Origin of the sequence: Thauera sp. 28, from assembly GCF_000310145.2 — a bacterium.
Classification (GTDB): Bacteria; Pseudomonadota; Gammaproteobacteria; order Burkholderiales; family Rhodocyclaceae; genus Thauera; species Thauera mechernichensis.
In genome coordinates this window covers 1-12,105 of sequence record NZ_AMXA01000052.1, presented here as the reverse complement: position 1 = coordinate 12,105, position 12,105 = coordinate 1, and the positions used below count along the sequence as shown (strand labels likewise).

Sequence of the window (12,105 nt, the reverse complement as noted above, 5' to 3'; positions counted from 1 at the left end):
CTACGTGCTCGTCATCGGCCTGATGACCCTGCTGGCGCTGGCCATGCGTGCCCCCTGGCCGGCAAGCCCGCGCGATGCAATGCACATCGCCGTCACCGGGCTGCTGGTGCATGCGGTGTATCTGGGCGGGGTGTTCATGTCCATCCACCATGGCCTGCCGGCGGGTATCTCCGCACTGGTGGTGGGCATGCAACCGCTGCTCACCGGCGCACTGGCGGGCGCGCTGCTGGGCGAGCGCGTGTCGTCGCGGCAGTGGGCGGGGCTGGCGCTGGGCTTTGCCGGCGTGGCCCTGGTGGTGGGAAGCAAGGTCTCGGTGGATGGCGTCGCCACCGACGCGCTCGGCCGCATGCTGCTGCCGGCGCTGGCCGCGCTGGTCGGCATCACTGCGGGCACCTTGTACCAGAAGCGCTTCTGCCCGCGCTTCGACCTGCGCACCGGCTCGGTGCTGCAGTTCCTGCCCAGCCTGGCGCTGACCGCCCTGATGGCGAGCCAGGTCGAGACCATGCAGATCGACTGGAGTGGCGAGTTCGTCTTCGCCTTGCTGTGGCTGGTGCTGGTGCTGTCGCTGGGCGCGATCAGCCTGCTCAACCTGCTGATCCGCAGCGGCAGCGCGGTCAATGTGGCCAGCCTGTTCTACCTCACGCCGCCGACCACCGCGCTCATCGCCTGGGCGATGTTCGGCGAAACCCTCAGCCCGCTCGCGCTCGCCGGCATGGCGATTGCGGTATCGGGTGTATGGCTGGCGCGCAAGGGCTAGAATCGACCGGCCCGCGCCCTGGAGGCCGTCCATGAGCAACGCCACCCGCGCCGCCGTCACCCGCATCCTGGGCCTCGACCCCGGGCTGCGCATCACCGGCTTCGGTCTCATCGACCAGTTCGGCAGCCAGCTGCGCTATGTCGCCAGTGGCTGCATCAAGACCCGGGACGGCGAACTGCCCGGACGCCTCAAGACCCTGCTCGACGGCGTGCGTGAGGTGATTGCCACTTACCAGCCCGATGTGGTCGTGGTCGAAAAGGTCTTCGTCAACGTCAACCCGCAATCGACCCTGCTGCTCGGCCAGGCGCGCGGCGCGGTGATCTGTGGCGCGGTTTCCTGCGACCTGCCGGTGGCCGAATACACGGCACTTCAGGTCAAGCAGTCGGTCGTAGGGTACGGCAAGGCGCACAAGGAACAAGTCCAGCACATGGTGCAACGGCTGCTGACGCTGGACGCCAGCCCAAGCTCCGATGCCGCCGACGCGCTCGCCTGCGCCATCTGCCACGCACACGGCACCCAGGGCCTGGGCAGCATGGACGGCATCGGAACGCGCCGTCGCGCAGGTCGCATTCTCGGGTAATTCTTCACAAAGGCGGCTAACCGCAGGCTTCCCTTAATCGCAACTTTATGCCATAAACGCCATAAACGATTCAATCGAGGCGCCATCATGGACGAAACCCTGCTTTTCTCACCGGAGCCCACCAGCAAAGCCTTGTTCCGACTTGCCGAGCAGGCGCTGGCGGACGGTGCGCAAGCCTTGATGATTCTCGCGGCCGATGGCAACCGCTATGACCCAGTCGAGCTTTCATCCTGGCTGCAGGCACTGCCAGTGCCCGTGTGCGGTGGCATCTTCCCGCAGATCGTGTTCGGTCGCATGCATCACGAGACCGGCTGCATCGTCCACGGCCTCAAGGGACCGGTGCGCATTATCGAAACCAGCGGTTTGTCGTCCTCCCAGGCAGACTACTCCGCCGAACTCGAATCCGCACTGCAGGACCTGCCATCGCCGCAAACCGTGTTCATCGTCGTAGACGGACTTGCACAGCGCATCGCAGCCTTCCTGGACGGCGTCTACGACATGCTGGGCAGCGACCCAGTGTATTTTGGCGGTGGCGCTGGCAGTCTGGACTTTCAGCAGCGCCCCTGCATCTTCAGCAACAAGGGCCTGCTCGTCGACCACGCCCAGATGGTGCTGATCGATCGACCCACGCGTGTCGGCGTCAGGCATGGCTGGCAGAAGCACGCCGGCCCATTCGTCGTTACCCAGGCTGAGCGCAACCGCATCATCAGCCTCGACTACCAACCCGCCTTCGAGCTCTATCGGACACTGGTCGATGCAGACTGCGGGGACAGTATCAACAGCGAGAACTTTTTCGAAATCGCCAAGGGCTATCCGTTCGGAATGGAAAGAGCCGGCGGCGAAGTGGTGGTTCGCGATCCGATCACGGTTGTTGACGGAACCTTGGTGTGCGTCGGCGAGGTCGGCCCGAACAGCATCGTGTTCCTGCTCAAGGGCCAGCCAGAGGCGCTCATCGCCGCTGCCGAATCGGCCGCACTCGCCGTCAAGGACGCAGGAGACGCTCCAGTCATCATGATCGACTGCATCAGTCGAGTCCTGTTCCTGGAGGCTCGCTTCGAGGAGGAGCTTGCGGCGGTCGCTGCCCAGCTGGACGGTAGGGCGCTGTTCGGCGCCCTGACCCTGGGCGAGATTGCCAACCGCGGAGACGGTTGCCTGGAGTTCTTCAACAAGACCATGGTGCTGGCAGGCAGCTAGCCCTCATTCAGGCCCAACGCCCATGAACCCGCTCGACCCCAGCCGCCTCAGCCTGCTTTCCCTGCAGTATGAGCTGGCATTGCTGATCGGCCAGTCTCCGCGCCTGAGCGCGATGCTGCGCAGCTTCATGCCCAGCGCATTGAAGCTGCTCGACTGCCGGGCCGGCCATGTCTGGCTCGACACCGGGACGGGCACGGCGGCGCATTGCTTTTCGTTTCCGGCGAGAGAGAAGGCGACCCTGTCGGAAGACACTCAGCTCGCCCAACTCATCGAGGCACATCAACACCGCCCCGACGCCGCCCACGCTCTGACTCGCGAGCAAGGCAGGCAGTTGTACCTGCTGCCCATGGCGGGGAGCGGATTCGTCATTCTGGTGCGCGAAGGGACTCCGCTCGAGAGCAGGCTGCTGACGGCACTCGCGCCCATTCTCGCGCGCCTGGACACAGCTTGTCGGGCCTGCCTGGAGTTCGAGCGTACAGAGCAGTTGCGCGCGCACGCCGAGGAGGCACGCCTCGCCGCCGAGGAGGCACGCCTCGCCGCCGAGGCGGCCAACCGGGCCAAGAGCGAGTTCCTCGCGGTCATGAGCCACGAGATTCGAACCCCGCTCAACGGCATCCTCGGGATGGCTCAGCTGCTCGAACTGAGCCCGCTCGCCGCGGACCAGCGCGAGTGCGTGAGCACCATCCAGCAAAGTGGCACAACCTTGCTGAGCCTGATCAACGACATCCTCGACTTCGCCAAGATCGAGGCTGGCCGGCTCGAGCTCGAGGCGCGCCACTTCGCACTGCGCGACGAGATCGACGCCCTGCTCGGCCTGATACGACCCCTCGCCCAAGGCAAGGGCCTGGCGCTGACCCTGCACTATGAGAACCAGCTGCCGCCGAACGTCATCGGCGACAGCACCCGTCTGCGCCAGGTGCTCTGGAACCTGCTCGGCAATGCAATCAAGTTCACCGCTCACGGCCAGGTCGCACTCGAGGTGCGCCAACTGTCGTGCGACGCACGGTGCACACAGGTGCATTTCGTGGTCCGCGATACAGGCATCGGCATCTCGCCCGAGCAGAGCCAGCACCTGTTCAAGGCCTTCTCCCAGGCCGACAGCTCCACAACCCGACAGTACGGGGGGACCGGCCTTGGCCTGGCAATCAGCGCCAGCCTGGTCGAAGCGATGGGGGGTGCGATCAAGCTCGAAAGCGAACCTGGCAAGGGTGCGTGCTTCGACTTCGCGCTCGAGCTGCGGGTATCTGATACACCAGCCAGCCCCCAAGTTTCGGGCAAACCCTCGGCAGCCCGGCTGGCATTGGAGCGCAGCACCCAGTCGAAGCTGAAGGTCCTGATCGCCGAGGACAATGCGATCAACCGCTTGCTCGCCATCCGCCTGCTACAGCAGGGCGGCCATACCCTGGAGACGGCCGAAAACGGCCGCATTGCCGTCGACAAGGCGCAGCAGGGCGACTTCGACCTGATCCTGATGGACATGCAGATGCCCGAACTCGACGGCGTGGACGCGACACGGGCCATCCGCACGCTACCCCTCAGACGCCAGCCTCACATCGTCGCGATGACCGCCAACGCCTACGACGCCGACCGCAAACGCTGCCTCGAAGCCGGTATGAACGATTTCATCGCCAAGCCCTTCAGTGCCGAACAGCTCTTCCTCGCCCTCGACAAGGTGCCGCGCAATTGAGCGCAGCGCCGCAGGCAGCGTCAAATACCTTGCGGCAGCTGTTGCAGTACGCCGAATCTTGCGTATAATCGCGGTCTCTTGATCGACGGAAACGCCGATCTGCCGCAAGGCACCGGGGGTATAGCTCAGTTGGTAGAGCAGTTGACTCTTAATCAATTGGTCCTAGGTTCGAGTCCTAGTGCCCCCACCAACAAATTCAAGCAAAAAGGCCAGTTCTCGCGAGCTGGCCTTTTTGCTTTTGGGCTTGCAAGTCAAGCCCCGAGTCCTGACTGGTCAAAGCCCTATTTCGTGCGACTGACCTGGGTGTGCCAACCGTTCAGACGCCGCCCCTCCCGCGTCAGGACGGTCGACTCGCCATTGACCGTGACCACGATGCGGCCGTCCTTTTCCTCGGTGTAGGTACCGGCGGCGGTATGTCCGGGTTCATGCACGAACACCCGGGTGCGATCAACAAACTCGAAACGGTGCGCCTTGTCACCTGTTTCATAGACCCGGCCTCGCATCGCCCCTGCCTCGGCCTTATCGACCGCAGCAAGGATCTCTGCCCGACGCTTCCTGGCCCCTTCCTCGAACCGAGGCTTGAACGGCGCTGCGCTCGCTGGCCAAGCCGCAATCGATCTCAAGGCGGCGTCGACCGAATCGAGCGCGGCATCGGTCGCGGGCAAGGCACCCAGTTTCGTCGTCATGTCACTGAACAGCGCATCGGCAACCACCTGGCGGCGGGCCTGAGCCGCATCATGGACACGCGCGGCCTGCGCCTGGGGCAGCTGTCGCAGCAGGTTGCCGTCCGCAGCCTGATCGATCTGCGCAAAGGCATCGAAGTCCCGAGACGATTCGCCGATCTGCGCCACCAGCACATCCGCGATCTCGGTCGCGATGTGCGCCCGCCGTTCGGTCACGGCGCGCAGCATGCTCTCGGTTGCCTCCTTCCCCAGCGCCGGCGCGTAGTCACGCGGCAGCGCCTGCGCCATGCGGTCCAGTAACCCCAGGCCTGGCAGGCTGACCGGCACCGCTCGCACTTCCGTAAGCAGGGCCTCGACCACCCCATCACGCATGGCAAGCGCCGTCCGCGCTGCAGGCTCTGCCACCAGCGCCGCGATCTCGGCTTCCGGCAGGTCCCGCAGCGCGGCAATCAATTCACGCGCAGCATTCGACGCCGCGGGCGCCAAGCCGTTGGCGGACGCCGGCAGGCGTGCATACCCTTGCGCCGTTGCGGCCTGCTCGAGCGCGGAGTGAAAGCTCAGCAAGGGCAAGGAAGGCGGCGCACTCTGCAGTGCGTTCATCGCTGTGCCGGCCCTGCCCCGAGCATCGGCCAAGGCCTTGGAGAAGTTGGCGACGCGACTGACCAAGGCGCTCTGCATCGCGTTGTAGGCGCCGGACAACTCGCGATCCTTGGTTGCCTGACGACAGGCCAGCACCACCTCCCGAACGCTCATGGCATCCGCTTCGGTCCAGGACAGCATCGGCTTGCCGAACAGCGCCTCCGTCTCCTGCGACACGAAGAGCCTGGGCAGGCGGTGACGACTGCCCAAGGCATTCGGCTGCCATTCGTCATTGCGATCGAAGCCGGCAGCCCAAGGCGCAACGGCCTCGCAGTCCGGCCTCGCGACCTGAGCCTGGGCACTTGCTGCCATCCCCATTGCACCGACAAGCACGGCAGCCACCCCCAGCATCCTGCGAACATGCCCGGTCCGGGGGCGCACCACGTAGCTCACGGATATGGCAGTCACTTCTGGTCTCCTGCTGATCGACGCACGTCGCACCAAACCGGTCAGTCCGTGAACTTACCCAGCCCCTTGAAAACCTCCCCCAGGCGGACGCATGAAGGCAACTTCATTCATCCACAGTGCAATTCGCGCACAGTGTCGCTAATACACATCAGACTCAATATAGACAGCTCTTCGATACCTTGCCCAGGAAACTGAAGGCCCACCACAGGCTCCCACCTGGGCTCCCCGAAAGCAAAAAAGCCAGTCCAAGAGGAACTGGCTTTTTCTTCATTGGGCCCACATCCGGGCCCGTCCATGCAGACCCTGCGCTGCTTACGCCGCGCTCTTGAATAAGGACACCGTAGCACTGGTGGTCTTGCTCACGGCATCGACCGCAACAGCGGCAGCCTGGTCGGCATTGGCCTGGGCGACCTCGGAGACCTGCTTGACCACCTCGCTTGCGCCCTCGTAGGCCGACGAGGCGTTGGCGACTGCGGTCTTGAGGACCTTGACCGCCAACTCGGAACCGGGCGCTGCGCGATTGAGCGTTTCGAGCGTGACGATGACGCCCTGCAGCCATTGCGACATGCCGGCCTCGACGAGCTTGAAGAGCTCGACCTGTGCCAGGCTGGCGATGCCACTGGCGCTTTTGCCGTAGTCAAAGCCGCGCTTGAGTGCGGGGGTGATGCTGCCGACCTGGATGGCGAGCAGGTCGCGCGGCTCGCGCGCGGCACAGATCGACTGGTGGAACACGATGGTGTCGTCGAGCGCCGCGCGCGCGGTGTTGAGATTGAGCGCGGTCAGGTGTTCGACCATCGACAGCAGGCTGCCGCTGGCCAGGGCGACATCATTGACACGCCCCTCGGCGACGGCACGGGCGGAGGCGAGCATTTTCTCGGGCGAAGCATTCATGGTGTTCTCCTGACGGATAGGTGACACCGTGGGTTGAATCGGTGTGGCTTTATGTTGCACTGCAACATAATAAATCGCAAGTGTTTTCTTGCACCACTTGCGTGCCCTGACGCCCTCTGCGCTGGCGCTCAAGCCTCGCTGCTGCGGGCAACGCTGGCCGTCACCACTTCGATGCGGGACGCTGCCGCATCCTCGCCGGGCCAGCGCGACCAATCCGGGTCGGGCAGGGCCTCGAACACCTTGCGCAGGTTCGCACCCCACTCCTTGTGGATCATGTCGAAATAGGGATTGTCCCAATCCACGTTCAGATGACGGGCGACGCGCAACTCGTCGCGGCGATAGATGAGGAGGTCGAGCGGCAGGCCCACCGACAGGTTGGAGCGGATCGTCGAATCCATCGAGATCAGCGCGCACTTGGCGGCCTCGTCGAGCGAGGTCCGGGCGCTCACCACGCGATCGATGATCGGCTTGCCGTACTTCGACTCGCCGATCTGGAAATAGGGCGTATCGACCGAGGCCTCGATGAAGTTGCCCGCGGCATAGATGTTGAACAGGCGCGGCGGCTCGTCGCCGATCTGGCCGCACAGGATGAAGCTGGCATTGAAGTCCACGCCGAACTGCTTGAGGGCCTCGGCGTCCTGCCGATAGACGCCGCGAATGGTCTCGCCGACCAGGCGGGCGCACTCGAACAGGGTGGGCGCGTTCCACAGGCTGTCGCGGTCCTGCACCGCGGCATGTTCGCGCAGGATGTTGATCACCGCCTGGGTGATGGCGAGATTGCCCGCGCTCATCAGCACCAGCACGCGATCGCCGGCGCGTTCGAACACGGTCATCTTGCGGAAGGTATTGATGTGGTCCACACCCGCGTTGGTACGCGAATCGGACAGGCAGACCAGGCCTTCGTCGAGGCACATGGCGACACAGTAGGTCATCGAGTCATCCCGATTGGGTCATTGATCGAAGGAGCCGCCGCGCGGGCGGCTGCGCTCAGGCGGCGACAGGAACGAGAAAGTTATCGCCGATGCTGTCTCCGAGGCGGTTGATGCGCACCAGGAAGCGCTCCAGCCAGGCATGCAGCCCGGTGGCGAAGATATCGTCCATGCGCCCGTAGTGCAGTGTGGCATGCAGCTCGCCGGCCTGCCGGGCGGCCTCGGCCGAGTGCAGGTTGGCGATCTCGCCGAGGATGTCGTTGATCTCGTCGAGACAGGCATGCAGCGAGCGCGGCATGGCGGCGTTGAGGATCAGCAGCTCGGCGACCTTGTGCGGCGTGATGACGTCGCGGTACACGTGGCGGTAGGTCTCGAACGCGGACACCGAACGCAGCAGCGCGCCCCACTGGTAGAAGTCGGTTGAGCTGCCCAGCCCTTCGGCCCTGGGCAACAGGCTGTGGTACTTCACGTCGAGCAGGCGGGCGGTGTTGTCGGCGCGCTCGAGGAAGGTGCCCAGGCGCACGAACTTGAAGGCGTCATCGTGCAGCATGGTGCCGAAGGTCACCCCGCGCAGCAGGTGGGAGCGAAACTTCACCCACTCGAAGAACTCGCCCAGATCGGTGGCCTGCAGCTTCTCCGGCGTCATGTCGCGGATCTCGAGCCAGGTGGCGTTGGTGGTCTCCCACATCTCCGCCGTCAGCGTGCCGCGCACGGCGTGGGCATTCTCGCGCGCCGCACGCAGGCAGTTCCACACGCTCGACGGGTTGTCGCGGTCGAGCACGACGAACTCGATCACGTCGCGCGGCGTCAGCGGCCGGCCGGTGCGGGCGAAGGCGTCCGACAACTCGCTGATGGCCAGGATGGCCGACCAGCCATCGGTGTCGCAGCCATTGGTGCCCGGCAGCAGCGACATGCGGTAGGACACGTCCAGCATGCGCACCGTGTTCTCGGCACGCTCGGTATAGCGGGCCATCCAGTAGAGGTGGTCGGCGGTTCTGCTCAGCATGATCGTTCTCCGTGATGCGCGCGGCGTGAAGGCTTCAATTGACGACCCAGGTGTCCTTGGTACCCCCGCCCTGCGAGGAATTGACCACCAGCGAGCCCGCCTTGAGGGCAACGCGGGTCAGCCCGCCAGGGACCATGCGGATCTCCTTTCCGCCCGACAGCACGAAGGGGCGCAGGTCGATGTGGCGAGGGGCGATGCCCGCATCGACGAAGGTGGGACAGGTCGATAGCGACAGGGTGGGCTGGGCGATGTACTTCTCGGGCGCGGCCAGAATGCGGGCGCGGAACTCCTCGATCTCGGCGCGCGTTGCCGCCGGCCCGACCAGCATGCCGTAGCCGCCGGCGCCATGGACCTCCTTGACCACCAGTTCGGACAGGTGGGCAAGCGTGTAGGCCAAGTCCTCGGGCTCGCGCAGCATGTAGGTCGGCACGTTGTTGAGGATGGGCTCCTCGCCGAGGTAGAAGCGCACCATCTCCGGCACATAGGGGTAGATCGACTTGTCGTCGGCCACGCCGGTGCCCACGGCATTGGCAAGGGTCACTCGCCCGGCGCGGTAGGCCGACATCAGGCCGGGCACGCCGAGCATGGAATCGGGGCGGAACACCTCGGGGTCGAGGAAGTCGTCGTCGAGCCGGCGGTAGATCACATCCACACGCCGCGGCCCCTGGGTGGTACGCATGAATACGGTGTCGTCCTTGACGAACAGGTCCTGGCCCTCGACCAGCTCCACCCCCATCTGCTGGGCGAGGAAGCTGTGCTCGAAATAAGCGCTGTTGAAGGCACCCGGCGTCAGCAGCACGGCCGTGGGGTCGAGCACACCCGCGGGCGCCACCGCGCGCAGGGTCTCGAGCAGCAGGTCGGGGTAGTGCTCGACCGGCTGCACGTTGTAGCGCGAGAACAGGTCGGGGAAGAGCCGCATCATCATCTTGCGGTTCTCGAGCAGGTAGCTCACCCCCGAGGGCACGCGCAGGTTGTCCTCGAGCACGTAGTACTCGCCCTTGCCGTCCGCCCCCGCTGCACGCACCAGGTCGATGCCGGCGATCATCGCGTACAGCCCTCCGGGCACTTCCACCCCCTTCATCTCGGGGCGGAACTGGGCATTGTTGAGCACCTGCTCGGCCGGCAAGCGGCCCGCGCGCAGGATTTCCTGGCCATGGTAGATGTCGGCGAGGAAGGCATTGAGTGCGCGCACGCGCTGGCGCAGGCCGGTCTCGAGGGCGCTCCACTCGTCGCCGGGGATGATGCGCGGCAACAGATCGAAGGGGATCAGCCGCTCCTTGCCACCGCCCTCGCCATAGACGTTGAAGGTGATGCCGACACGGTGAAAGGCGATGTCCGCTTCCTTGCGCTTGCGCGCAATGTTCTCGCGTGGCATCTGCTCCAGCCAATCGGCGTACGGGCCGTAATGCGCCCGCACCGTACCGTCGGCAGCATGCATTTCGTCAAAAGGTCTGGCGGCTGTCATTGTGCTGTCTGCGCTCATGATTGGACTCCCTTGAACGAGCATTCAGCATGAAGCGTGCCATGCACTCCAGGCGCGCAGTTGCGCGCTCTGCGGGCTCACGAGCGGGAGTGCACCGGCTTGGTGCGCACCAGGATGCGCTGAGCGTGCATCAATTTGGTGCGCGCACACCCTCATCGCTCGGTGTCACCGTCACCGCAACCTCGACACTGTGCCCCCCCCCGCCCAGGATCACCCCCCGCAGCGGCGCCACGTCGCCATAGTCGCGCCCCCAGGCCAGGGTGATGTGATCCGCACCCGGCTGCAGGTCATTGGTCGGGTCGACCTCGATCCAGCCCAGGCCGGGACACCACACAGCCACCCAGGCATGCGAGGCGTCGGCGCCCACCAGTCGCGGCTGCCCCGGCGGCGGCTGGGTCAGCAGGTAGCCCGAGACATAGCGCGCCGCCAGGCCGAGCGCCCGCAGGCAGGCGATCATCAGATGGGAGAAGTCCTGGCATACCCCGCGCCGCTTGGCGAAGACCTCTGCCACCGGCGTGGCCACGCTGGTGGCAGAGGCGTCGAAGCGGAAATCGGCATGGATGCGCGCGCACAAGGCCAGCAGCGCGTCCACCAGCGCGCGCCGCGGCGTGAAGCAGCGCGTCGCATAGCCTGCATAGGCAGCAGCCTCGTCGCCCAGCGCCACATAGGGCGAGGCGAAGCGATACTGCCCGGCGTCGCGCGCCTCGGGCTGGAGGGGTGCATGACCGGACAGCCCATCGCGAAGGTGGTCGCGTGCGTCCTCCCAGCTCGGTCCGCTGCCCGCGACCGGCCAGTCGCGAACGCCGACGCGGACGCGGCTGTGAGCCCGCACAAGCAGCCGGTCGTGCGGCGTGTCGAGCGCGAAACGCGTTACCGGATTGCCGAAGAAATCGACGGCAGCGCTGCGCTGAGCGGGGGCGGGAGACAGCTCCAGCGTGTGCGCCAGGCAGCGCTGGTAGGCGAGCTCGCGTGGATGCAGGTGGGCAATGTGCTGCGACAGCGTGACCAGACTGTCGTAGCGGTAGATGGTGTCGTGGCGGATCTCGAACTCGGGCATCGCAGGCCACCGCTTCAGGACGAGGCCGTCGCCCGGCTACGGGCGTCGAGATGGGTGAAGTACCGGTGCGACAGCGCATCCGCCAGACGATTGCCACATGCCCAGGTCTGGGCGAGGAAGTCGTGCAGGTCGGCACAGCGCGCGTGTTCGGCAGCGCCGCCTGCGGCACGCCCGGCCGCGTCGACGATCAGGCAATCGCACAGCGACAAGGCCTGCAGCGTTTCCAGCTGCTGCGTCAGCGGCTCGGCCAGCACATCGCCCTCGGGCAGCAGGCGCAGGTGCTCGACCAGCGACTCGAGCTGGTAGCGCAACGCACGCGGGTTGTCCGCATCGAGCATCACCAGTTCGGCCACCGGCAGCGGCGCCAGCCCGCGCGCATGGCGGCTGCGGTAGCGCAAGTCGCCGTCGGTCACTGCGAGCAGCGCCTGCAGGGCCTCGGCACTGGGTGCCGTCAGCAGCGCCGACAAGGCGGCGGCCAGAAACTGCAGGCGCTCGATACGCCGGCCGATCGACAGGAAGCGCCAGCCGGCGTCGCGCGGCATGCTCTCGATGACGAAGCCCGACAGCGTCACCAGCGACAGCAGCGACTCATCCAGGCGATGCAGCGCGTCACCCAGGGCGAGCGCCTGCGCGGGCGCGGCAGCAAAGTCCGACAGACGGTTGTAGATGCGCCAGCTATCGGGCGAGAGCCGGTCGCGCACCTGCGCCGCCAGTCCCAGCACCACGCGCAGGTTGGCCACCACGCTGCCGCTGCAGTCGGGGTCGAAGAGCGCGCCTGCGAGCGTCCCCGC

Annotated in this window: 11 protein-coding genes and 1 tRNA gene; 5 read left to right on the top strand and 7 right to left on the bottom strand. The window is 65.8% G+C overall.

From position 1 onward, the window contains the following. The 5 genes from C662_RS18965 to C662_RS18945 all read left to right on the top strand — a co-directional run. Nucleotides 1–757: DMT family transporter (locus C662_RS18965; RefSeq protein ID WP_002933542.1), on the top strand; the 757-nt coding region annotated here is incomplete at its 5' end. A 31-nt stretch (nucleotides 758–788) separates the two neighbouring features. Continuing rightward, the gene (gene ruvC / locus C662_RS18960; protein ID WP_002933539.1) at nucleotides 789–1,337 is read left to right on the top strand and encodes a crossover junction endodeoxyribonuclease RuvC; all 549 of its coding nucleotides are present in this window, start codon (nucleotides 789–791) and stop codon (nucleotides 1,335–1,337) included. An 87-nt stretch (nucleotides 1,338–1,424) separates the two neighbouring features. Continuing rightward, nucleotides 1,425–2,531: an FIST signal transduction protein gene (locus C662_RS18955; RefSeq protein ID WP_002933536.1), complete on the top strand. Its 1,107-nt coding sequence runs from the start codon at nucleotides 1,425–1,427 to the stop codon at nucleotides 2,529–2,531. A gap of 22 nt (nucleotides 2,532–2,553) precedes the next feature. Then, a complete protein-coding gene (locus C662_RS18950) occupies nucleotides 2,554–4,218 on the top strand; it encodes an ATP-binding protein (protein WP_002933527.1) in 1,665 nt (554 codons plus the stop codon). 114 nt (nucleotides 4,219–4,332) lie between these two features. Beyond that, nucleotides 4,333–4,408: transfer RNA gene (locus C662_RS18945), tRNA-Lys, on the top strand. Nucleotides 4,409–4,499: 91 nt separating this feature from the next. Here C662_RS18945 and C662_RS18940 read toward each other — a convergent pair. From C662_RS18940 to C662_RS18910, 7 genes are all read right to left on the bottom strand, one after another. Beyond that, nucleotides 4,500–5,948, bottom strand: a complete 1,449-nt coding sequence (locus tag C662_RS18940) for a hypothetical protein (RefSeq protein ID WP_232433320.1) — start codon at nucleotides 5,946–5,948, stop codon at nucleotides 4,500–4,502. Between the two features lie 312 nt (nucleotides 5,949–6,260). Continuing rightward, nucleotides 6,261–6,839 (bottom strand): TIGR01841 family phasin, encoded by a 579-nt coding sequence (gene phaP / locus C662_RS18935; protein WP_002933518.1) that lies wholly within the window; start codon nucleotides 6,837–6,839, stop codon nucleotides 6,261–6,263. Nucleotides 6,840–6,967: 128 nt separating this feature from the next. Then, complete coding sequence (locus tag C662_RS18930) at nucleotides 6,968–7,771, bottom strand: proteasome-type protease (protein WP_002933516.1); 804 nt, start codon at nucleotides 7,769–7,771, stop codon at nucleotides 6,968–6,970. Nucleotides 7,772–7,826: 55 nt separating this feature from the next. Continuing rightward, nucleotides 7,827–8,774 carry an alpha-E domain-containing protein gene (locus C662_RS18925; protein WP_002933514.1) on the bottom strand — a complete coding sequence of 316 codons (948 nt, stop codon included), beginning with the start codon at nucleotides 8,772–8,774 and terminating at the stop codon, nucleotides 7,827–7,829. Between the two features lie 34 nt (nucleotides 8,775–8,808). Continuing rightward, a complete protein-coding gene (locus C662_RS18920) occupies nucleotides 8,809–10,239 on the bottom strand; it encodes a circularly permuted type 2 ATP-grasp protein (protein ID WP_037983379.1) in 1,431 nt (476 codons plus the stop codon). 148 nt (nucleotides 10,240–10,387) lie between these two features. After that, a complete protein-coding gene (locus C662_RS18915) occupies nucleotides 10,388–11,314 on the bottom strand; it encodes a transglutaminase family protein (RefSeq protein ID WP_002933511.1) in 927 nt (308 codons plus the stop codon). A gap of 14 nt (nucleotides 11,315–11,328) precedes the next feature. After that, nucleotides 11,329–12,105: alpha-E domain-containing protein (locus C662_RS18910; protein WP_002933510.1), on the bottom strand; the 777-nt coding region annotated here is incomplete at its 5' end.

What these genes read in the sequence shown, in the direction of transcription:
- ruvC (WP_002933539.1), top strand. Translation starts at nt 789, where the DNA reads ATGAGCAACGCCACCCGCGCCGCCGTCACCCGCATCCTGGGCCTCGAC.
- C662_RS18955 (WP_002933536.1), top strand. Translation starts at nt 1,425, where the DNA reads ATGGACGAAACCCTGCTTTTCTCACCGGAGCCCACCAGCAAAGCCTTG.
- C662_RS18950 (WP_002933527.1), top strand. Translation starts at nt 2,554, where the DNA reads ATGAACCCGCTCGACCCCAGCCGCCTCAGCCTGCTTTCCCTGCAGTAT.
- phaP (WP_002933518.1), bottom strand. Translation starts at nt 6,839, where the DNA reads ATGAATGCTTCGCCCGAGAAAATGCTCGCCTCCGCCCGTGCCGTCGCC.
- C662_RS18930 (WP_002933516.1), bottom strand. Translation starts at nt 7,771, where the DNA reads ATGACCTACTGTGTCGCCATGTGCCTCGACGAAGGCCTGGTCTGCCTG.
- C662_RS18925 (WP_002933514.1), bottom strand. Translation starts at nt 8,774, where the DNA reads ATGCTGAGCAGAACCGCCGACCACCTCTACTGGATGGCCCGCTATACC.
- C662_RS18920 (WP_037983379.1), bottom strand. Translation starts at nt 10,239, where the DNA reads ATGACAGCCGCCAGACCTTTTGACGAAATGCATGCTGCCGACGGTACG.
- C662_RS18915 (WP_002933511.1), bottom strand. Translation starts at nt 11,314, where the DNA reads ATGCCCGAGTTCGAGATCCGCCACGACACCATCTACCGCTACGACAGT.